We start from the raw sequence: 23,095 nt of genomic DNA on the forward strand, positions 1-23,095 counted from the left end.
TTATCTATCCTAAGATTTATCAGGAATTATTTTTTAATGAATTTCTCGGTAGTTTTACCGTCTTTCGTTTCGATGCTGATGATATAGCTTCCTGCATTAAGGTTTTTAACGTTGATTCTGTTTCCTTCAAGATTAACGTCTATCTTTCTTCCGCTCATATCATAAACTTCCGCTTTGTTGATTTTCAGATCTGTAATAAGATTAAGGTAATCTACAGTAGGGTTAGGACCGATCGCGATAATGGTTGAAGATTTTGAATTTTTTGTTTCAGCTGTTCCTAATGTTGCATTATTAGCCGCTTCTACTCTATAATTGTCAATACCAAAAGTAGTTGGTCCTGTATTTACAGGTACTCCGGTTCCATTTTCCTGTACAGGGCTACTGGTCACTTCAAATGATACAGGATCAATCCCTGCAGGTATAGTTGCCTGGTTAACTGCCAGGTTTGTAGTCACTCCTCCGATATTGTAGGTAATCTGCCCAGTTGTTTTATTATAACTGAAACCAAGGCTAATCCAGGTATTTGCAGGATATGTATTCTGAGTCAGACCTGTTATAAAGTAGTATCCGTTATTGTTTGGGTTAGCAGCAAAAGTTAAATAAGCAAGTCCGTTAATCGTTTTTGACTGTGAGTTATATACAATACCCACAATGCCATCATCAGCTCCACTGACAGACACTCCTGAACCATGTTGGTTTGTGGAAGTTCCTGTATAAATCTCAGCCACGGCTTTAATGATGTTATTCCCTGCTGTTCTGCCGGCCCAAGCTGTTGCCAAACCATTTTTAACTACCGTTCTTACCGCTGCATTGGTAGCAGTATTTCCACCTATAACCTGCAGATAGTTTCCATGAGCCGCGTTTGCGCCTGTAGCCGTTACAATCTGATAATCTGAAGTTGCTCCTCCTACAAGGTACATTCCTCCCTGTCCAGCAGCAGTTCCTGTAACATTGGTTCCCACATTTCCTGCAGTATAAGAGTTGTAATTATCTGCTTCCAAAACCTGAGCAGAAATTGAAATTGTTGACACTAACGCTAAAGCAAAAAATAGTTTTTTCTTCATGTTATTACAGTTTTAATATTTTTTTCAAAAATAGAACATATAGTCTAAATAAAAAAATAAAAACATAAATAAAATGAATAAAATTCAATGAAATAACGAATAAGCTTACAAATTTAACATAATAAAATAACAATATTAAACAGTAAAATTTAAATTAAAATACAATTTTAAGATAATTTTATAAACATACTCAACATAGTTTAGTTTCTGACAATTCTTATCTTTTTATAAATTTTTCAGTAATTATTCTCTTCCCTGACTTAATTTTCATAAAATAAACACCTGATACAAAGCTCCTTACATCAACCATCCCTTTATTTACCCTAACATCCATTTTCATTCCTGCAGCATCATAAATTTCAATCTTTTCTATGATATCCGTGGTAGTTACTTTTATAAAATCTATAACCGGATTGGGGTATAATGTTACTTTATTTCCTGTCTCAGCATCTTTAACTGCCATAGAAAATCCGCTGTCGACCAGAATATTATCAATATAAGCTGTTCCCGAGGTATTATTATGTACAAAACGGAGCTGATCAATTGTTAACTGAGGTACTGCAGGCCCCGTGTAAATCAATATCCCATTAAGGTAATAGCTGATCCCTGCAGCAGTTCCTACCGCTTTAAACCTGTACCAGTTATTGGAGGACCAGTTTCCGGAAGTGGAGACCATATTCTGTACTCCTGAAATTGTGTTCAGGATTTTTAATACTCCCGTTTTCTCAAAATCTACTCTGGCAATGCACTGCTCACTAATGCTATTTACTGCCTGGAAACCAAAATCCGAACCATTGAGCTGTGAGATACTGATATCAAAAGAAACTGAAAAACCGGTAGAAGACAGCTGATCCTGAAGATTGTAAAAACCTCCGATAATGGGCTCTGACTGGGTTCCGTAAACAGGTTCTCTGACAATTTTCAAAGAAATACTGCCATGACTGGATTTTTCGGAACTGATGGTCTGAAGCTCTACATTTTGAGGCATTCCTCCCGTAGGCGTACTGATCCACGCTCCCTGGCCGTTGATATTACCTGTTGTAAAACCTTCATCAGATTCAAAAGATATGGGCTGTTGCGCGAAGAAAAGCACTGAAAACAGCAAAAATGCAATTGAGTAGTATTTTTTCATGGTTAAGTCAAGTTTTGTATTAAAAATATAAACTTTCCATGAATAGTGAAATAAATTTTAACATATTCCAAACAAAACCCTTGTTTTCAGAGGATTTAATTTTATTCATCCACAATTATACTCCCCGCAAACAAAAAAACCGGTATTCAGCGAAAATAAAAACTCTATGAACTCCCCATTAAAAAGGATTTAAGTACAGATTTATTTTTCATTTCACAATCAGTAATAAAAAACAAGGCGTCTCATTAAGAAACGCCTTGTACAGTATATTATAAAAATTCAATAATTACTTTGAATAGTTTTCAAAAAATAACGGAATACTTTCAATTCCCTTATAGAAATTAAATAATCCATAGTGTTCATTAGGAGAGTGGATGGCATCAGAATCCAATCCGAAGCCCATCAATACTGATTTAGCTCCCAACACCTTCTCAAACATAGCTGTAATCGGAATACTTCCACCGCTTCTGTATGGCAGTACTTCTTTACCAAATGCTGTTTCCATGGCTTTTTTAGCTGCTAAAAACTCTTTGGTATCGCTCTGTAAAACGTAAGGCATACCTCCGTGGTGAGGGGTTACTTTTACTTTTACCGTATCCGGAGCAATTTTCTTGAAATATGCAGTGAATTTCTCAGTGATCTCTTCCGGAGTCTGATAAGGAACCAGACGCATTGAGATTTTAGCGAAAGCTTTTGAAGGAATTACAGTTTTAGCTCCTTCTCCTGTGTACCCTCCCCAGATTCCGTTACAGTCTAAAGTAGGACGGATAGAGGCTCTTTCAAGGGTTGTATATCCTTTTTCGCCTTCGATATTACTCAGGCCGATCGATTTTTTATATTCTTCAGGATTATCCTTCAGTTTATTCATTTCGGCTCTGTCGGCATCTGAAACAACTTCAACATTATCGTAGAACCCGTCAATTGTAATATGTCCATTTTCATCAATCAGGTCAGCAATCATTCTTGAAAGGACGTGAATCGGGTTAGGAACTGCTCCTCCGTAAAGTCCTGAATGCAGGTCTCTGTTGGGTCCTTCAACCTCTACTTCCACATAGCTTAGCCCTCTTAATCCTGTTGTAACAGTCGGCTGCTCATTGCTGTAGATATGAGTGTCTGAAATCAGAATACAGTCGCAGGATAGTTTTTCTTTGTTTTCATTCACAAAGTCGCCCAGGCTTACAGATCCTACTTCTTCTTCTCCTTCAAGGATAAATTTTACGTTACAAGGAAGAGTATTGGTTCTCATCATTGCTTCGAAAGCTTTTAAGTGCATAAAGAACTGCCCTTTGTCATCTGCTGACCCTCTGGCAAAAATAGCTCCTTCAGGGTGAAGCTCAGTTTTCTCAATATAGGGTTCAAAAGGAGGTTTTCTCCACAGTTCCAACGGATCGGCAGGCTGAACATCATAGTGTCCGTATACCAATACGGTCGGCAGGTTTGTATCTATTATTTTTTCTCCAAAAACGATAGGATACCCTTTTGTTTCACATATTTCCACATTGTCTGCTCCTGCATTTTTAAGGTGTTCCGCACATACAGCCGCACACTTCAATACGTCCTCTTTATATGCCGGATCTGCGGAAATAGAAGGGATTCTCAATAACTCAAATAATTCATCCACGAAACGCTGCTTGTTTTCGTTAATGTAATTTAATGTCTCTTGCATTGTAAAATTTTATTTTGTTAAAATTAAAAAAAATGGACCGCTGGGCCAAGCAAAAAGCCAGGATTTTCTGAAGAAACCCATTATTTTCCGTTCATAAGACCTTTCTGCCATTTTTTTCAAATAAAAATGCCCTGTGAAAAACAGGGCATTCTATATCTTATACTGATAATTAGTGTTCAGCTTTCGGAGCTTCTTCTGCTTTTTCAGCAGGCTTTGTAGCAGCAGTACTGTCGGTTTTAGGAGCTGCAGCTTCAGGCTTTGCAGTTTCTTCTTTGTGTTCAGCAGCAGCTTCATGTCCACCGTGAGCTTCCCCTCCCTGATGGTCATCAGAATACCTCTCTACTCCTTCTTCAAGTTTCAAAGTAGCTTTGTTTCCACCTTGCGGAACTTTTTTACAGCTTACCGCTACGGTTGCAATCGCTAAACATATAACTAATTTTTTCATATGTAAAATTTATTTTTAATAAAGACCCTATGAAACCGCACCTTCAGTCTATTCTGATTATCTAAACAGTCAGCGATTTCATGCTTAAATTTTTAATTGCCCAAAAGTAAGAAATCCTGCTTTTTTCGGCAACATTTTTATACTGATTTTAATATAATTTTTCCTTTTTTGGATTGTGTAAAAATAAGGTACTGATCTCCCCCATCCTTCAGTCCGTATTTCTTTTTGATTTCTTCCGGTTTTAAAGGATAGTTTTTTGAAATAATATTGAATTGTTCCTTCTTTTTAATACTTTTAGAATCAACCACATCCATTTCAAAAATTCTTCCGGGAAAGTTTTCCAGTTTTTCCGGAGAAGTATACAGATGGGTATTTGGGTGAAGTTTTTTCAATCCGAACTGTTTTGAAATCAGATTGAAGATTCCTGCCTTCAAAATAGTATTATCAGGGATATAAATGAACTTTTCAGGCTCAGAATACTCTGCTTCAGCATTTTCTTCTTCCCCAAAACGGTAAGTAAAGGCTGATTCTCCGCTCTCCAGGTTCACACAATGGCAGATGATCTCTTCTTTTTTTTCTTTGGATAAAAAGATTACAATTTCCTTGACATCATTTTTAAGGGCAACAATATCGATCCTGTATATCTGAGGTAGAACCGAAACCAGATATTTAATATCAATCAGAGGAGAAAGCTTGATCACCACCTGATCTGACACTGACAGCAATGTTTCCTGAATGGCAAGAATATCCGGTGACAGATCTTCTAAAAGAAAGACTTTGTTTTTATTCTGATCTCTTCTGGCCGGATCCAGATAAACGGTATCGAACTTCTCCCGGTTTTCATTTAAAAAATCTTCCAGTTTCCTGTTGATCAGCCTTGCTTTTCTGCCGAGAACGTTCCAGTTATGTCCTACAATTTCTAAAAGCTCTGTATTCTGCTCTACCAAAGTGATCTCTTCAAAATTACGTGACAGATAATAAGCATCAATCCCAAAACCACAGGTAAGATCTATAAACGTCTTTCCTGTTAAGATTTCTGATTTATAAAGTGCCGCTTTCTCTGATGAAGACTGCTCAAGGCTCAATTGCGGAGGAAAAACAATTCCTTCTTTCAATAAAAAAGGAAATTTCTTCTCTGCCACCTGTCTTCCTTTGATCTGCTGGACAATTTCCTGCATAGAAACTTCGGGAAAGGGGGATTTTTTTAAGAGTAATGAATGTAAATCCGTATGAAGATTTGCATTGATATAGTTTTGAACTTCTTTATTTAATATTTTAACCACAGATGACACAGATTACTATGTTTACTCAATATTTCCGTTTATTTTCCGGATAACCGGCATTCCTGATTTCAGGTTGAACAGTTTTAATTTTTTTTGAAGGATCAGTAATCAACAGGCTATCTCTTATAAAAAATATAGTCCGTCAATACAGGCTGTATATTATTTTGCTTAAGCAAAGAGTTGATCTGTCCTCTGTGATAGGTAGAATGATTAACGGCATGAAAAAGCATATCAAAAATACTGTTCTCAAACTTTGTTCCTCTTGAATTCTGGTATTCTACCCGTTTATCAAGGTCAGAGCTTTGAACAATATCAATACTTTTCAGGAAATTCCGATGATTGATCTCTTCCAAGGATTCAAACGGATTGATCTGCCAGACTTCAAAGGTTTCTTCCCCTGATATTCTTGCATTCCAGATCTGCTGTGCATTGAGGGTATGATTGATCAAACTGACGGTCCTTTCATCAAGAACATCCTTATTTTTTGAAATAATTTTGATCATCTCATTATTGAAATGATAAGTATATTCAAATAAGTCGATCAGTTTTTCTTTCATTATTCAAACATTTCTGCCCAGCGTACGGCTTTTATTTCTTTTTCGTTGTACAGGTCTGCAATTGACTTTTTAACGTCTAATTTAGGGTATAAATTAACTCCGATCAGTTTAATTTTTCCTTCTTCTATCCACTGCTGCTCTTCAATGGCGTGATCATAGATCTTTTTCTGGATCACTCCCTGTTTCAACAGTTCAAGATAGCCTCCTGCCTCTTCCGTTTCAACGAATAAAGCCCAGGACTTATCGGCAATCTGCTGCGTGATATCTTCCACATAATAGCTTCCGTTGGCAGCGTCTTCGAATACATTAATAATGCTTTCATACGCCAGAACGATCTGTTGTTTGAAAGAAATCTCTTCAGAGTTATCCGTACTTCTGTCTACAAGATAGTTACTGGAAAAGACAGCATCTGCTCCTCCTATCATGGCAGAAGCAAGCTCCAGTGTGGAACGGATCAGGTTATTTTCATTATCAGAAACAGCTTTATTTCTAAGGGAAGTCTCTGCAAAGATATAAGGAACTTCATCCAGTCCATATTCTTTGGAAAGCTGGTTGAAAACCATTTTGAATGCTCTCAGTTTAGCCATTTCAAAGAAATAATTTCCTCCAACAGCCATTCTAAAGATCAGTTTATTTAAGATTTCCGCTCCATATACTTCTGCCAGTTCTTTGGTTTTTGCCAGAGCAATACCAAGCTGCTGATCAATTGCTGCCCCGGCATTCTGGTGAAGGGAAACGTCTACACAGATACTTCTTCTGAATTCTTTTGCCAATAATTCTTTTGCCAGCTGATCATCAATAACAGCCTCTTTTTCATTAAAAACATCAATCAGGGAGAAATACTGATCTTCTTCCTGCGGGCTGATGTGGCCTGCAAGCTCTTTATTATTAACAAAAATGGTTTTCCTGCTCAGGTTTTCCACATTCTGATCAAGCAAAAATGCAAATACTTCATCTTCCAGGCTTTCATGATACCTGGAAACCAAATGGGTGCTTTCTTCCACTCTCGGCAGATTGGCCAAAGGCTTGTGAACTTCTGTATAAAAAGGCTTTACTTCGATTCCTTCAAGGTTTTCTTTTTGTAAAACCGGATAAATATCGTCCGTTTTAAGCTGCTTTTTTACTAAATTTTCCCAGTTTGAAAATGTATCTGTATTTGACATCAGTTTTATTTTGTTTATGAATGGCCAATAGTGAATTTACTTTACCGGTGAATTTACAGCAAAGGAGCTTACTATTCACCATTGACGTATTCTATTCAGTTGTATTATTTCTTAGCGACTTTTGTACTGTCAACCACCAGGATGAAGATTTCTTCATTCGGCTTTTTCATAAAATAATTTTCTCTTGCGTATTTTTCTTTTTCTGACTTGTTGTTCATCAGTTTTTTATAAAAAGCATCATTTTTCTGGTATTCTTTTTTATAATACTCAAGCTGCTCTTCATATTTGTGGATCTCCCCATTCAGTTCGTTGATAACCAGAAACGAGGTTTTGTCGAAGAAAATCATCCATACCAGGAACAGACAGATCGTAATGGTATACTTATTCAAAACATATTTCTGGATAAGTTTGAATGTTTCAGATTTCGGCTGAATGTCTTTGATAAGTTTGTTTTCTTCCATTTTCTTAATGTTTTCTCAACGAGTTTTTAATAACAGTAGTTAAAAAATCAATTGCTACGGAATTCTGCTTCATATTCGGGATGATAAGATCCGCTTCATTTTTAGACGGCTCAATGAATTCCTGGTGCATTGGCTTCAGGGTAGTCTGGTAACGGTGCAGCACTTCACCCAGATCTCTTCCTCTTTCCTGTGTATCTCTTCTGATCCTCCTGATCAGCCTTTCATCTGAATCTGCATGTACGAATACTTTCAGGTCAAATTCTTTCAGCAATTCTTTATTGGTAAGTACCAGAATTCCTTCTACCACCAATACGTTCTTAGGTTCTACAGTGACATGATCTCCTGTTCTGGAATGAGTGACAAAGCTGTAAATCGGCTGCTCAATCGGCTGATTATTCTTTAAAGCCTTCACATGTTTTATCAGTAATTCAAAATCTATAGACTTGGGATGGTCATAGTTTAAAGCCTCTCTTTCCGTCAGTGTAAGACCCTGATTGTCATGATAATAATTATCCTGAGAAAGGATGTTCATTCCTTCGATATCAAGCTGCTGAAGTATCTTATCAACAACTGTAGTTTTGCCGGATCCTGTTCCACCGGCAATTCCTATTACAAGCATTGTTTTTTTGTTTCTTTATAGTTGGTACAAATATACTATTTTAGATAAGATATAACAATGTAAGAATATTGAGAAATTAAAAGATTACAGGACTTAAAAATTAAAAAATTCTCCGCAATGGTATCGTTGTTTGTCATTTATATCTGTAAACGGTATTTTAACGCTTAATTCTACAAAAAAACCCGATGTTGAAACACCGGGTTTAAAGTTTTTAATGATTATTTCTTAATGAATTTCGCAGATATTTCCAGGTTTTTTATGGTGATGATATAACTGCCCGGCTGAAGCCCTGATACATTGATCTGGTTTCTTCCGTTTCCTACTGCTGCATCAATCACTTTTCTTCCTTCCATATTGTAAATTTCCACTTTTTCTTCTTTATTTCCTTTCAGCGATATGTTTAAGAAGTCGGAAACCGGATTTGGATAAATGGAAACCGGCTGTTCTTTTTTAATTTCTTTTGTGCTTAGGGCCTGACAGGCATATTCCGGAAGTATATAACCTGAAGTGGTAAACTCTTCAGTCATGATGTTGATATCATTACATGTAAAGCCAAACTGCCCGAGCATATCAATAGCCGCCTGTCTTACGGCAATAGCAGCATCCTGCTGGTTGGTTGATGAAGTTGTTAAATCCAGACCTTCCAAAAATGCCCGGTCTGTTTTTTCTTTCCCGATTCTGTCATAAATTCTCATCAGACAGGTAGACCAGATTTGAGCTTTATCATAGAACGATCCGGAGCCGGGGTATGTCATGGTTGTATTGGTAATTCTGCCGTCCCATATCGTGTTATGCCCATCCCAGCTGAACACCCAGTTATACTGAGGAGTAGACGAAGCCCATTGGTTCAGGCTTCTGCTGTAGGATTGTGCCCAATAATCACCGGAACCTTCACTCAGCCCGTCAGCATTGGAAACTCCACCGGATAGCCAGTGATGAATTCCGTGTCCTAATTCATGCAGGATCACATCAGCATCTTCAGCATCGTCTACTCCTCCCTGCCCAAATTCCAGAGTACCTGCAGTGCTATATCTTGAGTTGTCTTGCCCGTTCAGCGCATGGGGATCATAAAGAACAACCCCACCATTTGTAGCCGGCTTACAGATGATTCCTAATGTCTCGTTGATGTACCTTAAACTCTTATCTATATGCCAGAAAGCATTTACAGCCTCAAATCCCAACTCACTTCTGTTAAACAAAAACTGGTTGGTGTCCTGGGTAAATAAACCGGTATTGGGTCCGGTGATATTTCTGATTTCTACATAAGAATTTTTCAGTTTGTAGACATTATTGGCAAATTCTATATCTGATAATGTTACCAGGCTTCTTGCATTGTCTAAACTGGCATTCGTGGCATCATTACCGTCCACATAGCTGCCTCCATATGTTGATCCGGTTCTTGACAGCGGATCCGGGTCATATACATAGCCGGAACCTGAAGCTTTAAAACTGACTGTTTTATTGGATTGTTTTGTTTTCTTTTTGGGAGATTCCGAGGTTTCATCTTTATGCCTGTGATATACGGCAATGTCTTTAACACTGATGATTTCTCCTGTTTTGGCGTCAACAATTGTCTCCCAGCTTCCGGAATTATCATAAGAGTTGATGACCACTCTGTATACAAGCTTTGTATTTCCCCCGTCTGTAATGTAAACGAACAGTTTATTTTCCTGATAAGTAATTTCCCCCTGGGATTTAGAAGCAACATATGCCTTTTGAAAAGCGTCGACTGCAGAAATAGCGGGTGTAATATCTATTTCTTTCAGGTTTTTCTTTAAGCTTTCGGAAGAGGTATAACTTATTTTACCTTCTTTATTGAAATGGACTAGAACTTCGGACTGAAAAACAGGAACCTCCTTGATAAACTGCTGATACCGGAGTGTTTCTCCGGTATGCCCTTTACGTACAGAATATAAATTAAGCTTACTGAAATTCTGAATTCCCAGGTTTCTGGAATTCTCTTTAATCCACCGGTTTGCAGGTGCTTCAAAAGTTGATTCCTGAGCCAATAAGTTGCTACAGCACAGAACGCTGCCCAAAATCAGCGAAGTAATTTTTAATGTCATATAATGTTTTTTTTGTGGTTTTGTTTTAAAAATAACAAATATTTTTAAGTTTTAGATCTTTTTAACAAAAAAGCTTAAAAAACATGATCAATGTCTTATAAAATAATAAAACGATTTGTTTAAAGCTGCAATACAATTTTCAAAACGTTAAGAGTGCGCAAAGAAGGTATAAGTTGTATGGATGTTTTGTCCGGAAGGATATTTCATACAACAATGTAAAGAATAAAAAGTTTCTGTTAAGTCGTAACGCCTCTGGAAAGGTAATTTTTAACCTCCCGTCAAACCTTGTGAACTCTGCGTTGGAACAGTACGCAATAACAGCTGCAGGAGGTACAGGTAAAGTGGACAAAATTTAAAAGAGGCTGACCTTTTGGCCAACCTCTATATTTTATACGATTTCGCTTGTTAATTCGCGTGATAATAATTTTTCGTGCATGGGTTTCAAAATATCCATTGAGCCGGTTTTTACAGTACATTTACCTTTATAGTGGACAAGAATGGTACATTGCTCGGCCTGCTCGAGTGTGTGTTTGCATATTTCGATCAGACAGTCGATCACATAATCAAATGTATGAACGTCATCATTATGAAGCACCAGTTTATAAACTTCATCCGTATCATCAAGAACAAGAACTTCTTCCTCGTATTGACGTTTCGGGTTTTCGTAGTCTTTTATTGTATTATAAAAATTCATTCTTATGTTTTAAACTTCACCAATTTTATCTGCCAAGTTATCAATAGCATTGGGCTCATCATATACCAGCTCGACAAGCTCCACGCTCTTATTATTCATCTTCAGAATTTTGAAATGATAATTATCCAGGTCAAACTCCTGGTTTTCTTCCGGAATTTCCTCCAGTTCGTACAGAATAAATCCTGCCAATGAGTTGTATTCACTCTCTTCGGAAAGAGGGAGTTTTTTAGGTAAAAATTCATTGATTTCGTCCAGAGGCTGTGTTGCCTGTACCCAGTAGGTATTATCAGCAATTTTATCAACGATTTTTTCTTCTTCATCTTCTTCATCCTGAATTTCTCCTACCAACTCTTCCAGAATGTCCTCAAGGGTAATGATCCCCTCAGTTCCTCCGAATTCATCAATAACGATCGCTATATGCTGTTTTTTAAGCTGGAAAGTTTTCAATAGGTCTGATACTTTCTTGCTTTCCACCACGAAAAAGGCATCACGCATCAGTTCTTTAAGGTCGTCATGATCCAGCTGTCCTTTTCTTTTAACAAATTCTCTTATGATCTCCTTGGTATAGAAAATCCCGATAACGTTGTCAATAGAGTCAATATAGACCGGGATACGGGAATAGCCGCTATCCATAATCTTATTGATAATATCATTGACGTCTTCTTCAAAGTCAATGGAAGTAATATTTTGTCTCGGAACCATGATCTGCTTGGCAGAGTGATCCGTAAAGTCAAATGCATTTTTAATGATTTCGTAGTTTTCTTCTTCGATCTCACCGCTATCTGCACTCTGCTTTACCAAAAGCTGAAGTTCTTCTGTAGAGTGAATTTCCTGTTCTGAGGCAGGATGAATCTTGATTAATCTTAAAAAGCCATTGGACATGAGATTCATCAACCATATAAACGGTTTGAATACCGTATAAAAAACTCTCAGAGGTACTGCAGTGGCCATAGTTGTGGATTCTGACTTTCTGATGGCAATTGATTTCGGGATAAGCTCACCAAACACAATATGCATAACGGTGATCAGTACGAAGCTGGTCGCTACTGAAATTGTAGTAATGGTAGTCTGGGTCAGATCAATACTCAAGGAAGTAAAGATATTTTCCACAATATGATGCAAGGCGCTTTCTCCTACCCAACCCAGGGCAAGGGATGCCAATGTAATTCCTAACTGGGTTGCAGAAAGGTATTCATCAAGATGTTTGATGATGTGTTCTGCCTGCTTTGCCATAGAATTACCTTCTGCGGCTTTTAGTTGGATCTGAGAATAACGAACTTTAACAATTGAAAATTCTGCGGCTACGAAGAAGCCATTTAGTAAAACAAGAAATAAGGCCAGCAAAAGCCTGACTATGTCCGAGTCCATTTAGAAGTTGTATATATTTTATTAGGTACAAAGATATACAAAATAAAAATAATGTGAGAAAGATAAAATTATTTCAGTGCAGGATTTTTAGAAAGGAAAAAATGACATTATAAAACCCCTTTATTTTCCACTAATAAAAATAATCGAAGTACTTATATCTTTTTCATGTCAAAACAGGATTTTTGGGTACTCATTTTGAGTTTCCGGCTTTCTGAAACAAAAAAAGCACCGATAATATCGATGCTTCTGATGGTATGTAAAATAATTCTTTACGAATTTTTTAAAGCTTCTGCTCCGGAAACAATTTCCAGGATTTCGTTGGTAATTGCAGCCTGTCTTGCTTTGTTGTAGAAGATCACAAGATCATTCTTTAAAGCCTGAGCGTTATCTGTTGCTTTGTGCATTGCAGTCATTCTCGCTCCGTGCTCAGATGCTACTGAATCAAGGATGGCTTTGAAAACCTGAGTTTTGATTGATTTAGGAATCAGATTATCCAGGATCTCAGCTCTGTTAGGTTCGAAAATATAATCTGTTTCAACCTGTGGTTCTGTAGTTTCAGGCATTGAGATCGGAAGAAGTTGCTCTGTAGTGACTTCCTGAGTAGCAGCATTAACGAATTTGTTATAGATAACGTAAACTTCGTCAAATTTACCTTCTTTGAAGCTGGTCATTACTCCTTCTGTGATATGAGCCACTGTATCAAAGTTCAGGTTATCATATACAGAACTTCCATTAGCATATACTGAACGATTTCTTCTTACAGCATCATATACTTTTTTACCTACAGGAAGAACTTCAATCTCATATCGAGATTTGTCCTGAAACTGAAGGTTAAGCTCTTTTACGATTGAAGAGTTAAAAGCTCCCGCAAGACCTCTGTTTGAAGTAACAGCGATGAAAAGTATTCTTTTAACCTCTCTTTTCTGAGCATATACAGAAATCTGGTCAGGATCAGAGCTAGAATTTACATTCTGGATAAGCTCCTGTAATTTTTCAGAATAAGGTCTTAACATTACAATTGCATCCTGTGCTTTTTTAAGTTTCGCAGCGGAAACCATTTTCATAGCACGGGTAATCTGCATCGTAGATGAAATTGACGTGATTCTGCCTCGTATTTCTTTTAAGTTTGCCATTAATTTGGGTTCAAAGTTTAAGGTCTAAAGTTTAAGGCTTAAAACTTACATTTTAAACCTTAAACATTGAATTTTTTTAGTTGTATTTAGAAGCTAAATCGTTAGCTGCCTGCTTAAGAACACCTGTAATATCGTTATCGATTTTTCCAGCTTTGATAGCAGCCATAGTGTCTGGGTGCTTAGATCTCAGGAACTCGATATACTCGTGTTGGAATTCTTTAATCTTGTTCAATGGAACGTTTCTCAATAAGTTCTCAGTACCGGCATAGATCATAGCAACCTGGCTATCAACCGGAAGCGGAGAGTTAACCGGCTGCTTAAGAAGCTCCACGTTTCTTTCTCCTTTAGAGATTACAGCTAAAGTAGAAGCATCAAGGTCAGATCCGAACTTAGCGAACGCTTCCAATTCTTTATATTGAGCCTGGTCAAGTTTCAATGTACCAGATACTTTTTTCATTGATTTGATCTGAGCGTTACCTCCTACCCTTGATACAGAGATCCCTACGTTGATCGCAGGACGAACCCCTGAGTTGAATAGATCAGACTCCAGGAAGATCTGTCCGTCTGTAATAGAGATTACGTTAGTTGGGATATATGCAGAAACGTCACCTGCCTGAGTTTCGATGATTGGAAGAGCAGTTAATGAACCCCCTCCTTTCACGATTGGCTTAAGAGACTCCGGTAAGTCATTCATCTGCTTCGCAATTTCGTCATCAGCGATTACTTTAGCAGCTCTTTCCAATAGTCTTGAGTGAAGATAGAAAACGTCTCCAGGATAAGCTTCACGGCCCGGTGGTCTTCTTAATAGTAGGGAAAGCTCACGGTAAGCAACAGCCTGTTTAGATAAATCATCATAAACGATAAGCGCCGGTCTACCTGTATCTCTGAAGAACTCACCGATAGCAGCACCTGCCATCGCAGAGTATACCTGCATTGGAACCGGATCTGAAGCGTTAGCCGCAACGATTACAGTATATGCTAAAGCTCCTTTATCAGAAAGGGTTTTAACGATTTGTGCTACAGTAGAAGCTTTCTGACCGATAGCAACATATATACAATATACTGGTTTACCAGCATCAAAGAATTCTTTTTGGTTGATGATCGTATCGATCGCAACAGTAGTTTTACCTGTCTGTCTGTCACCGATGATAAGCTCTCTCTGACCTCTACCTACAGGGATCATAGAGTCGATCGCAACGATACCTGACTGTAATGGTTCAGTTACCGGTTGTCTGTAGATTACTCCAGGAGCTTTTCTTTCTAGTGGCATTTCATATAAATCCCCAGTAATAGGACCTTTACCGTCGATAGGGTTACCAAGAGTATCTACTACTCTTCCTAGCATACCTTCTCCTACTTTGATTGAAGAGATTCTGTTAGTTCTTCTTACTGTATCACCTTCTTTTACTAATTTACTTTCACCAAGTAGAGCAACACCTACGTTGTCTTCTTCAAGGTTAAGTACAATACCTTCTACATCACTAGAAAATTTCACCAACTCTCCGTATTGTACGTTTTCTAACCCGTATACACGAGCAATACCATCACCGATGGTTAAAACTGTACCTACTTCCTCAACGTTGGATTGAGTATCGAAGTTGGCCAATTGCTGTTTTAAGATCGCAGATACTTCTGCCGGATTTATTTCTGCCATTGTATGGTTGTTTTTCTTAATTTAATTGGAAATCTTTTTTAACTTGGTTCAATTTGGTCTTCACAGATGCGTCTACCTGCTGGTCTCCTACTCTCAGGATATATCCACCTAAAATGTCCTGGTTGATGATCAGTTTCAAATCGAAGTTTGAGTTGGCATTCACCAGGTTGGTAGATCTTAGAATCTGATCAATATTCTCTTTGGAAAGCTGAGTAGCTGTAGTAAGCGTTACTCTCTGTACTCCGTTGATATCTTCAACTTTGTTGATGAATTCCTGAGCGATATTTTTCAATTGGTTCTCACGTCCGTGTTTAATAACCAATCTGATCAAATTCTGGGAAGATGCTGATAAACCTTTGAAAATTTCGTTTGCTACCTCTATTTTCTTTTTTGCATCAATGTAAGGTGTAAGGAAGAATTTGTTCAAATCCTTAGATTCAGCCATGATCTTCACTACATCTTTCATTTCAGAAAATACGGCAGCTGTCTGACCTGATTCATTGGTGAAATCAAGTAAGCCCTGTGCGTATCTTTTCGCTACTTTAGATGTAAGCATTCTTAGTTAAGGTTAGATTTGTTGATATAATTTTGAACTAATTCGTTTTGAGCTTCCGTGTTATCTAACTTTTGTTTCAAGATAGATTCTGCAATGTTTACAGATAAAGCGCCGATCTGAGTTTTGATGTCTGCCATGGCAGCATTTTTCTCAGCGTTGATCGTTTGTTTAGCAGCTTCGATAAGTTTGTCTCCTTCTGCTTTAGCAACATCTTTAGCTTCACCCACGATTCTGTCTTTAATTTCTCTGGCTTCTTTAAGGATAGCGTCTCTTTCGATTTTAGCTTCACGAATGATTCTTTCGTTGTCAGCTTTAAGATCTTCCATCTCTTTTTTAGCCAATTTAGCTTGGTTCAATGCATCAACGATAGAAGTTTCTCTTTCATTAACAGCATTTACGATTGGTTTCCAAGCGAATTTAGCTAGAAGAAACAATAGGATAACAAACGTAAGGGTCATCCAAAACAAAAGTCCAATTCCAGGTTCAATAATTCCCATATCTGTAAATTCTTTTTTTAAAATGTTATTTATGGATTGTTTTTAAAATTCTTAGCAGCAGCCAACCGCTTCACTGCTAAGAATGTTTTTTTGAGGATAGATTACTTGATGAAAGCACCAAAGATGATCGCGATAAGACCAGCACCTTCGATAAGACCAGCAGCGATAAGCATTGCTCCCTGAATCTTACCAGCTTGCTCTGGCTGTCTAGCGATAGCGTCCATAGCGTGACCACCGATTTTACCGATACCTAGACCTACACCTAGTACTGCTAAACCGATACCTACGTAAACTAAACCTACTCCTGTTGATAAATCCATGATAAATAAATTATATTAGTTAAAAAATTATTTTTTTCTTTTAATTAGTGAGCGTGTTCTTCGTGACCGTGCTCATGGTCGTGTTCTGCAACTGCAATTCCGATAAACAGTGCGGATAATACAGTAAAGATATAAGCCTGCAGTGCTGCTACCAATAACTCAAGTACTGAAACGAATAATGCTAATGGTACAGATGCAAATCCTAACAATGGAGACTTGAAGATGAAGATCAATGAAATGATTGCCAGAATCATAATGTGTCCCGCAGTGATGTTAGCGAAAAGTCGCATCATTAAAGCGAAAGGCTTTGTAAAGATCCCGATAATCTCGATTGGAACCATGATTGGGTACAATAAGATCGGAACCGGCGGCATAAAGATGTGTTTCCAGTAATCTTTATTCGCACTGAATAATGTAATTAATAATGTAATGATTGCCAATACGCAAGTGATTGCGATGTTACCTGTAAGGTTAGCTCCGAACGGAAAGAAAGGAATTAATCCGAAAAGGTTATTGATCCAGATAAAGAAGAACGCCGTCAATAAATAAGGCATATATCTTTTATACTTTACTGATCCGATGTTCGGGATAGCCACTTCGTCTCTGATGAATACGATTACCGGCTCCATTACTTTTCCAATTCCTTTTGGAAGTTGTGATTTTTTGTAATTTCTTGCCATTCCTATGAACACTACTGCCATAAAAATTACTGACAAGAACATTGAAGCTGCGTTTTTCGTTATTGAAAGGTCAAAAAACACTTCGTTTGATTTTTGCTTTCCGCTGATGATTGAAAATAAAGTTGCTTTTTCAACACCTTTAGTAGAAACTACCTGTCCGTGTTCTAAAGTATACCCATCGTGTTCATGCCCGTGAGCAATGCTGCTTGAAAGGAAAGTATGCCACCCCTGGTTATCCTTAATAATAACAGGCAAAGGGATAGAAACGTGGTGCTCCTCACCACTGTCATCTTTTGAAGTCCATAAATGCCATTCATTAGAATCACCGATGTGCTCCATGATCACTTTAGTCGCATTAAAGTCGCCTTCCGCTTCTTTATGCTCTACTTTTTCAGCTACTTTTTCCCCTTCAGTTTCGTGCTGTGCAGCAGCTAAACTGCTAATAAACACAAACAAAAATGCGAAAAATAACGAAGAAATTTTTCTGTTCATATCTCTTTTTTAATCGTGTGCAAATATATCGATTTTATTAAACTTTACCAATATTAAAAATTGATTTTTATCATCAAAAAAATCAAGATTTATTAATGAGTTTTATTATAGATAAATATATAAGGAAAGACGCTACCACAAAGCATGCAAGCAAAAACAGAAAATTTTCTTTTGTTTTGTCAATAATCAGTAATGAAATCAGCAGCCATATAATATCTTTAGGAATATTAAAGGTGAGAAATTTAAGAGCTGCATCCTGCCTTTTGTATAAAAACTTTTTAAAAATTATATACACCGCCGTATTCAGAACAACAGCCAATGTTATAATAATAAAAACATCAAGAAAATTCATGCTGCAAAAATAGGATTATAATTTTTGAAACAAAAGAATTATTATATAAAGGAAGGAGGCTGGAAGCCGGATGATAAAAGTTACGGTTCTGCAAAACCGCCATTCAACACGTTTTATTAAATATGATCTACAATTCTTATTTTAAAAAATAGTCTATCAGGAATCTTATTTCCTTTTATCAGCCTCAAAAGACACCCCTCTCTTCCAACTTTAATCAAATCCTTATAATATTAAGACTATAATTCCCATGTTTCTTAAAAATTCCTTATTTTTGCAAACCTATAATTTACAATAAATATGTTTAATAGTTTACAGGATAAATTAGACAAGGCATTACATAATATTTCCGGACGTGGAAAAATTACCGAAATCAATGTAGCGGAAACCGTAAAGGAGATCCGTAGAGCATTGGTAGATGCAGACGTTAACTATAAAGTTGCTAAGGATCTTACCAAAAGAGTTCAGGATAAGGCATTAGGCGAAAACGTTCTTACTTCCCTTACTCCGGGACAGCTGATGACGAAAATTGTTCACGATGAATTAGTGAATCTGATGGGAGGTTCTCAGGAAGGAATTAATCTTTCAGGAAAACCCTCTGTAATTCTTATCGCCGGTCTTCAGGGTTCGGGTAAAACGACTTTCTCCGGAAAGCTTGCCAATTATTTACAGACCAAAAGAAATAAAAAGCCATTACTGGTAGCGTGTGATGTTTACCGTCCTGCTGCAATCGACCAGCTGAAAGTATTGGGAGGACAGATCAAAGTTCCTGTCTATACTGAAGAAGGCGCAACCAACCCTTCTACTATTGCTGAAAATGCAATCAATTTTGCAAAAGCAAACGGTCACGATGTTGTCATTGTGGATACCGCAGGGCGTTTGGCAATCGATGAGCAGATGATGAACGAGATCAAATCTGTACATTACTTCATCAAGCCTCAGGAAACCCTTTTCGTAGTAGACTCCATGACAGGTCAGGATGCTGTGAATACCGCTAAAGCATTCAACGATGCCTTGAATTTTGACGGGGTTGTTTTAACCAAGTTGGATGGTGATACAAGAGGGGGTGCTGCATTAACGATCCGTTCTGTAGTTGAAAAGCCGATCAAATTCATCTCTACAGGAGAAAAAATGGAAGCACTGGATCTTTTCTATCCTGAAAGGATGGCAGACAGGATCCTGGGAATGGGAGACGTTGTTTCCTTAGTAGAAAGAGCTCAGGAGCAGTTTGACGAAGAAGAAGCTAAAAAACTTCACAAGAAAATCGCTAAAAACGAATTCGGTTTTGATGATTTCCTAAAGCAGATCAACCAGATCAAAAAGATGGGTAACATGAAAGATCTTATGGGAATGATTCCGGGGGTTGGAAAAGCCATCAAAGATGTAGAAATCAGTGATGATGCTTTCAAGCATATTGAAGCTATTATTTACTCGATGACGCCTGAAGAAAGAAGAAAGCCTTCTATCATCAATACACAGAGAAAAAACAGAATTGCAAGAGGTGCAGGGAGAAAGATTGAAGATGTCAACCAACTGATGAAACAATTCGATCAGATGGGTAAAATGATGAAAATGATGCAGGGACCTCAAGGGAAGCAGATGATGCAGATGATGAGCAAGATGCCGAATATGCCTGGAATGGGTGGAATGTTCGGAAAATAATTCAAAAAGAGATCATATCAAAATATAAAATCCGGCTCAATTCTGAGCCGGATTTTGTTTTTTTATCTTTCAATAAACTGATTACTTATCAGATTTCTGGGATTTCCCTTTAATGAAATAAGAGAAACCAACGTTAACTCCGAAAGTCTTAACGTTCGTCTTCACATCTGTATTCATGATCGTCTGTTTATTTGAAAACTGGTCATAAGAAACCCCTAAATTGATCCCTAAAGACGAAGTAGCCATATACGTCACTCCCCCTTTTACTTTCCACGCCAGACCATCTGTAGTGGTCTCTGTATTCTGCGCTAATAAAGGATCAAACCCTTCATTATTGATGTTACCGTTAAAAGTATACTTAGTCTTATCGGAAGCATATCCGATCCCTGCACCTAAGAACGGTACAAGCTTACTGGAATTAGTAAAATAATAAGTAGCTGTAGGCATTACAGAGAATGTGGAATTGGCCACTTTTACTCCCTGATATTTAGTGGTCGTACTAATATATCCCAGGTCGATACCCACTGCTAATTTATCAATAACAAAGTATCCTACGGAAGGAGTAACTGAAAAAGTATTTACTTTTGGTCCGTCAACAGAATTACTGCCTACTTTTACTGTCGTTGTAGTGTTGTTGAAGCCCATTCCTGTGTTTCCGCTGATCACCCAGTCTCCTTTAGTCATTTGGGCATTAGAAAGCCCGAAAAGCGCCACAGCGCCTGCTAATAATAGTTTTTTCATGGTTATTATATAAAAAAAATGTTTCCAAAAATACAAAAAAACCCTGAGATTTTCTCAGGGTTCTATTGTTATATGCTTTGTTTATTATTTTGCAAATACATATTTAACTCCGAAAGTTACAGAAGCTAAGTTCAAACCGAAGTTATAGTTGCTTTTAGTATAACCGTCTTTTTGTTTGAAGTCGCCGGCGTGAACTATACGATCACTATCGTCTCGCTTGAAATTGTTATAACCGAATTCACCGATAGTAACTTCGATAGTCCAGTTTTTGTTTAGGAAATAATCTAAGCCCGGCTTTACAGTAACGCCAATTTCAGTGTATTTAGATTCAATAGTTTCAGAGGTAGTATAAGTATATCCAGAAATACGTGCATAACTTGTCCTATCTTTAGTTTTTCCAAATCTCATTGGAACCGCTAATTGTCCGAATATATATAACTTATCAGATAAAGTCCAGTACTTTCTTACAAAAGGTTCAACTACAAATGCATGTTTTTTATTTAATTTATTGGTCAATGTATGTGAGTCTGAAGTTTCAGTAGTTGTTTTTTCAGTTTCGTATCCAAGGCCTAATCCAATTGCTAGGTTTGTGTTCACGAAATATCCAATTCTAGGCAATACATTAAAGTTTTCTTGTTTATAATCTTTGATATCACTCTCTTCTCGAGAATAGCCAACAGATCCTGATAAGTATGTCGTTCCTTTAGCAATCTGAGCGTTTGATAATCCAAAAAGGGCTATTGCACCCGTTAATAGTAATTTTTTCATGGTTATTATTTAAAAAAAATGTTTCCAAAAATACAAAAAAACCCTGAGAAAATCTCAGGGTTCTATTGTTATATGCTTTGTTTATTATTTTGCAAATACATATTTAACTCCGAAAGTTACAGAAGCTAAGTTCAAACCGAAGTTATAGTTGTTTGTAGCATCACCATCTTTTGGTTTGAAGTTGCTATAACCGAATTCACCGATAGTAGCTTCGATAGTCCAGTTTTTGTTTAGGAAATAATCTAAACCTGGCTTCACAGTAACACCGATTTTAGTGTATTTAGCTTCAGTAGAAGTAGAGTTAGTAACTACAGAGTTACCTGAAGTAGCTACAGTACTGTTCTCATCTTCAGTTTTACCAAATTTCATTGGAACAGCTAATTGTCCGAAGAAATATAATTTGTCAGATAAAGTCCAGTATTTTCTTACGAAAGGCTCAACTACGAATGCAGGAGTTTTGTTTACATTCTCAGTTACGATTGTTGTGTTACCTAATGTAGTTGTAGTAGTTTTAGTTGTTTTTTCAGTTTCGTATCCAAGACCTAAACCAATTGCTAGGTTTGTGTTAACGAAATAACCAACTCTAGGTAATACGTTGAAGTTTTCTTTTTTATCGTTACCGTTGTTAGATTCTACTTGAGAATACCCAACAGATCCTGATAAATATGTAGTTCCTTTAGCAATCTGAGCGTTTGATAATCCAAAAAGTGCAACAGCACCCGCTAATAATATTTTTTTCATTTTAAAAAATTTTAATACTTTCTGGAGGCAAATTTACAGTCGTCCTCACGAATATTAAAATTTGTTAATGTGATTAATATCATTGTTAAAATTATTGGCTTTGTAAAAATAATTCATATTAAAGAGAAGTCTTTGAGTTTTTCACAATATTATGAATAAAAAAATTACAAATCATTAATGAGAGCGCGATATACTTGGTTTTTCAAATTTTTGTTTTTTCTAAAAATCCGGTCAAATCCCCGGCAAATACTAAAATAACCCAACTTAAATTGTTAATTTTTAAGTTATTAAGTCTTAAAATTTAAACAATCGTTTATAATTCAGACGGTTTTTTCGCTTCCGAATAGCTTTAATTGAGGTAAATAGAAAAGTTTTGTGAAAAAATATCCCTGCTTTTCTTTCCTTATATCAACAAAAAACTCCGGCCTTCGGCCGGAGTCCTGTTATTTTTCAACTATTCTTATTTGATAAAGAAGTTATATCCTAAGTTGACAGCTCCTACGTTCCAGCTGTCTCTGTACCAGCCATAGTCACGTCTGTTGCTGACAGACTGATATCCTATATACAACTCTCCTTTAGACATCTGATATCCGAATTTAGGCTGTGCATAGAATCCTCCGTCTACTCCGTCTTTGGTAGAAATACCATATCCAAGGTCTAATCCTACAAAGATAGGAGCTCCCTTAAACTTATATTTACCGGAAACAGCTACAGGAATAAATCCGAAATCATCAAAGTGATCTTTCCCGAAAAAGTGAGAATATCCGGTTGTTACCCCAAGGTCAAGACCTTTAGCGATATTCCACATATAAGCAGCATCCACTCCTAATGTAAATGAAGATACATTGCTTGCATCAGATACCGGAACACCGATATGTCCACCAATTTTAAAACCTTCCTGTGCCTGGGCAGCACCTCCTAAAAGTGCAAAAGCACCTAGTAATAATAGTTTTTTCATTTTTTTAGTAGCTTTAAATTACGGGG

Annotated in this window: 23 protein-coding genes; 1 reads left to right on the plus strand and 22 read right to left on the minus strand. The window is 37.1% G+C overall.

The annotated features are described in order from the left end of the window. Positions 1–26: 26 nt before the first annotated feature. From BBI00_RS06760 to atpB, 18 genes are all read right to left on the minus strand, one after another. A complete protein-coding gene (locus tag BBI00_RS06760) occupies positions 27–1,064 on the minus strand; it encodes a T9SS type A sorting domain-containing protein (RefSeq protein WP_065398047.1) in 1,038 nt (345 codons plus the stop codon). 217 nt (positions 1,065–1,281) lie between these two features. Continuing rightward, a complete protein-coding gene (locus BBI00_RS06765) occupies positions 1,282–2,196 on the minus strand; it encodes a T9SS type A sorting domain-containing protein (protein WP_065398048.1) in 915 nt (304 codons plus the stop codon). A 286-nt stretch (positions 2,197–2,482) separates the two neighbouring features. Continuing rightward, positions 2,483–3,862 carry a dipeptidase gene (locus BBI00_RS06770; RefSeq protein ID WP_065398049.1) on the minus strand — a complete coding sequence of 460 codons (1,380 nt, stop codon included), beginning with the start codon at positions 3,860–3,862 and terminating at the stop codon, positions 2,483–2,485. A gap of 169 nt (positions 3,863–4,031) precedes the next feature. Continuing rightward, positions 4,032–4,307, minus strand: coding sequence for a hypothetical protein (locus BBI00_RS06775; protein WP_065398050.1), 276 nt, complete (start codon positions 4,305–4,307; stop codon positions 4,032–4,034). 137 nt (positions 4,308–4,444) lie between these two features. Further along, a complete protein-coding gene (locus BBI00_RS06780) occupies positions 4,445–5,485 on the minus strand; it encodes a THUMP-like domain-containing protein (RefSeq protein ID WP_083988441.1) in 1,041 nt (346 codons plus the stop codon). 221 nt (positions 5,486–5,706) lie between these two features. After that, on the minus strand, positions 5,707–6,147 hold the full coding sequence (locus BBI00_RS06785) for a DinB family protein (protein ID WP_065398052.1): 441 nt from the start codon (positions 6,145–6,147) through the stop codon (positions 5,707–5,709). Then, the gene (locus BBI00_RS06790) at positions 6,147–7,310 is read right to left on the minus strand and encodes a methylmalonyl-CoA mutase family protein (RefSeq protein WP_065398053.1); all 1,164 of its coding nucleotides are present in this window, start codon (positions 7,308–7,310) and stop codon (positions 6,147–6,149) included. Before BBI00_RS06790 ends, BBI00_RS06785 begins: the two co-directional genes overlap by 1 nt. 104 nt (positions 7,311–7,414) lie before the next feature. Then, positions 7,415–7,771, minus strand: coding sequence for an FtsB family cell division protein (locus BBI00_RS06795; RefSeq protein ID WP_065398054.1), 357 nt, complete (start codon positions 7,769–7,771; stop codon positions 7,415–7,417). Between the two features lie 4 nt (positions 7,772–7,775). Further along, complete coding sequence (udk, locus tag BBI00_RS06800; protein WP_065398055.1) at positions 7,776–8,390, minus strand: uridine kinase; 615 nt, start codon at positions 8,388–8,390, stop codon at positions 7,776–7,778. 218 nt (positions 8,391–8,608) lie between these two features. Next, positions 8,609–10,456 carry a T9SS type A sorting domain-containing protein gene (locus tag BBI00_RS06805; RefSeq protein WP_065398056.1) on the minus strand — a complete coding sequence of 616 codons (1,848 nt, stop codon included), beginning with the start codon at positions 10,454–10,456 and terminating at the stop codon, positions 8,609–8,611. 388 nt (positions 10,457–10,844) lie between these two features. Beyond that, positions 10,845–11,150 (minus strand): ATP-dependent Clp protease adaptor ClpS, encoded by a 306-nt coding sequence (locus BBI00_RS06810; protein ID WP_065398057.1) that lies wholly within the window; start codon positions 11,148–11,150, stop codon positions 10,845–10,847. A 9-nt stretch (positions 11,151–11,159) separates the two neighbouring features. Then, positions 11,160–12,518, minus strand: a complete 1,359-nt coding sequence (locus tag BBI00_RS06815; protein WP_065398058.1) for a hemolysin family protein — start codon at positions 12,516–12,518, stop codon at positions 11,160–11,162. Between the two features lie 269 nt (positions 12,519–12,787). Then, a complete protein-coding gene (gene atpG / locus BBI00_RS06820) occupies positions 12,788–13,651 on the minus strand; it encodes an ATP synthase F1 subunit gamma (RefSeq protein WP_065398059.1) in 864 nt (287 codons plus the stop codon). Between the two features lie 76 nt (positions 13,652–13,727). After that, positions 13,728–15,305 (minus strand): F0F1 ATP synthase subunit alpha, encoded by a 1,578-nt coding sequence (atpA, locus tag BBI00_RS06825; RefSeq protein ID WP_065398060.1) that lies wholly within the window; start codon positions 15,303–15,305, stop codon positions 13,728–13,730. A gap of 16 nt (positions 15,306–15,321) precedes the next feature. Further along, positions 15,322–15,861 (minus strand): ATP synthase F1 subunit delta, encoded by a 540-nt coding sequence (atpH, locus tag BBI00_RS06830; RefSeq protein ID WP_065398061.1) that lies wholly within the window; start codon positions 15,859–15,861, stop codon positions 15,322–15,324. A 2-nt stretch (positions 15,862–15,863) separates the two neighbouring features. Further along, entirely contained in the window at positions 15,864–16,358 is a 495-nt protein-coding gene (locus tag BBI00_RS06835; protein ID WP_045497327.1) for a F0F1 ATP synthase subunit B, read from the minus strand. A 101-nt stretch (positions 16,359–16,459) separates the two neighbouring features. Continuing rightward, positions 16,460–16,678, minus strand: coding sequence for an ATP synthase F0 subunit C (locus tag BBI00_RS06840; RefSeq protein ID WP_065398062.1), 219 nt, complete (start codon positions 16,676–16,678; stop codon positions 16,460–16,462). A 44-nt stretch (positions 16,679–16,722) separates the two neighbouring features. Then, positions 16,723–17,850, minus strand: coding sequence for a F0F1 ATP synthase subunit A (gene atpB, locus BBI00_RS06845; protein ID WP_065398063.1), 1,128 nt, complete (start codon positions 17,848–17,850; stop codon positions 16,723–16,725). Positions 17,851–18,499: 649 nt separating this feature from the next. Here atpB and ffh point away from each other — a divergent pair. After that, positions 18,500–19,861 (plus strand): signal recognition particle protein, encoded by a 1,362-nt coding sequence (ffh, locus tag BBI00_RS06855; protein ID WP_065398065.1) that lies wholly within the window; start codon positions 18,500–18,502, stop codon positions 19,859–19,861. An 81-nt stretch (positions 19,862–19,942) separates the two neighbouring features. On the opposite strand, the gene BBI00_RS06860 is transcribed toward ffh, so the two are convergent. The 4 genes from BBI00_RS06860 to BBI00_RS06875 all read right to left on the minus strand — a co-directional run bounded on the left by BBI00_RS06860 (position 19,943) and on the right by BBI00_RS06875 (position 23,069). Beyond that, entirely contained in the window at positions 19,943–20,602 is a 660-nt protein-coding gene (locus BBI00_RS06860; RefSeq protein WP_065398066.1) for an OmpW family outer membrane protein, read from the minus strand. Between the two features lie 84 nt (positions 20,603–20,686). Beyond that, entirely contained in the window at positions 20,687–21,370 is a 684-nt protein-coding gene (locus BBI00_RS06865) for an outer membrane beta-barrel protein (RefSeq protein WP_065398067.1), read from the minus strand. A gap of 84 nt (positions 21,371–21,454) precedes the next feature. After that, a complete protein-coding gene (locus BBI00_RS06870; protein ID WP_065398068.1) occupies positions 21,455–22,111 on the minus strand; it encodes an outer membrane beta-barrel protein in 657 nt (218 codons plus the stop codon). Between the two features lie 460 nt (positions 22,112–22,571). Next, positions 22,572–23,069: a hypothetical protein gene (locus BBI00_RS06875; protein WP_065398069.1), complete on the minus strand. Its 498-nt coding sequence runs from the start codon at positions 23,067–23,069 to the stop codon at positions 22,572–22,574. Between the last annotated feature and the right edge of the window lie 26 nt (positions 23,070–23,095).

This window comes from Chryseobacterium arthrosphaerae (assembly GCF_001684965.1).
Lineage (GTDB): Bacteria > Bacteroidota > Bacteroidia > Flavobacteriales > Weeksellaceae > Chryseobacterium > Chryseobacterium arthrosphaerae.

What these genes read in the sequence shown, in the direction of transcription:
- BBI00_RS06760 (WP_065398047.1), bottom strand. Translation starts at nt 1,064, where the DNA reads ATGAAGAAAAAACTATTTTTTGCTTTAGCGTTAGTGTCAACAATTTCA.
- BBI00_RS06765 (WP_065398048.1), bottom strand. Translation starts at nt 2,196, where the DNA reads ATGAAAAAATACTACTCAATTGCATTTTTGCTGTTTTCAGTGCTTTTC.
- BBI00_RS06770 (WP_065398049.1), bottom strand. Translation starts at nt 3,862, where the DNA reads ATGCAAGAGACATTAAATTACATTAACGAAAACAAGCAGCGTTTCGTG.
- BBI00_RS06775 (WP_065398050.1), bottom strand. Translation starts at nt 4,307, where the DNA reads ATGAAAAAATTAGTTATATGTTTAGCGATTGCAACCGTAGCGGTAAGC.
- BBI00_RS06780 (WP_083988441.1), bottom strand. Translation starts at nt 5,485, where the DNA reads ATGCAGGAAATTGTCCAGCAGATCAAAGGAAGACAGGTGGCAGAGAAG.
- BBI00_RS06785 (WP_065398052.1), bottom strand. Translation starts at nt 6,147, where the DNA reads ATGAAAGAAAAACTGATCGACTTATTTGAATATACTTATCATTTCAAT.
- BBI00_RS06790 (WP_065398053.1), bottom strand. Translation starts at nt 7,310, where the DNA reads ATGTCAAATACAGATACATTTTCAAACTGGGAAAATTTAGTAAAAAAG.
- BBI00_RS06795 (WP_065398054.1), bottom strand. Translation starts at nt 7,771, where the DNA reads ATGGAAGAAAACAAACTTATCAAAGACATTCAGCCGAAATCTGAAACA.
- udk (WP_065398055.1), bottom strand. Translation starts at nt 8,390, where the DNA reads ATGCTTGTAATAGGAATTGCCGGTGGAACAGGATCCGGCAAAACTACA.
- BBI00_RS06805 (WP_065398056.1), bottom strand. Translation starts at nt 10,456, where the DNA reads ATGACATTAAAAATTACTTCGCTGATTTTGGGCAGCGTTCTGTGCTGT.
- BBI00_RS06810 (WP_065398057.1), bottom strand. Translation starts at nt 11,150, where the DNA reads ATGAATTTTTATAATACAATAAAAGACTACGAAAACCCGAAACGTCAA.
- BBI00_RS06815 (WP_065398058.1), bottom strand. Translation starts at nt 12,518, where the DNA reads ATGGACTCGGACATAGTCAGGCTTTTGCTGGCCTTATTTCTTGTTTTA.
- atpG (WP_065398059.1), bottom strand. Translation starts at nt 13,651, where the DNA reads ATGGCAAACTTAAAAGAAATACGAGGCAGAATCACGTCAATTTCATCT.
- atpA (WP_065398060.1), bottom strand. Translation starts at nt 15,305, where the DNA reads ATGGCAGAAATAAATCCGGCAGAAGTATCTGCGATCTTAAAACAGCAA.
- atpH (WP_065398061.1), bottom strand. Translation starts at nt 15,861, where the DNA reads ATGCTTACATCTAAAGTAGCGAAAAGATACGCACAGGGCTTACTTGAT.
- BBI00_RS06835 (WP_045497327.1), bottom strand. Translation starts at nt 16,358, where the DNA reads ATGGGAATTATTGAACCTGGAATTGGACTTTTGTTTTGGATGACCCTT.
- BBI00_RS06840 (WP_065398062.1), bottom strand. Translation starts at nt 16,678, where the DNA reads ATGGATTTATCAACAGGAGTAGGTTTAGTTTACGTAGGTATCGGTTTA.
- atpB (WP_065398063.1), bottom strand. Translation starts at nt 17,850, where the DNA reads ATGAACAGAAAAATTTCTTCGTTATTTTTCGCATTTTTGTTTGTGTTT.
- ffh (WP_065398065.1), top strand. Translation starts at nt 18,500, where the DNA reads ATGTTTAATAGTTTACAGGATAAATTAGACAAGGCATTACATAATATT.
- BBI00_RS06860 (WP_065398066.1), bottom strand. Translation starts at nt 20,602, where the DNA reads ATGAAAAAACTATTATTAGCAGGCGCTGTGGCGCTTTTCGGGCTTTCT.
- BBI00_RS06865 (WP_065398067.1), bottom strand. Translation starts at nt 21,370, where the DNA reads ATGAAAAAATTACTATTAACGGGTGCAATAGCCCTTTTTGGATTATCA.
- BBI00_RS06870 (WP_065398068.1), bottom strand. Translation starts at nt 22,111, where the DNA reads ATGAAAAAAATATTATTAGCGGGTGCTGTTGCACTTTTTGGATTATCA.
- BBI00_RS06875 (WP_065398069.1), bottom strand. Translation starts at nt 23,069, where the DNA reads ATGAAAAAACTATTATTACTAGGTGCTTTTGCACTTTTAGGAGGTGCT.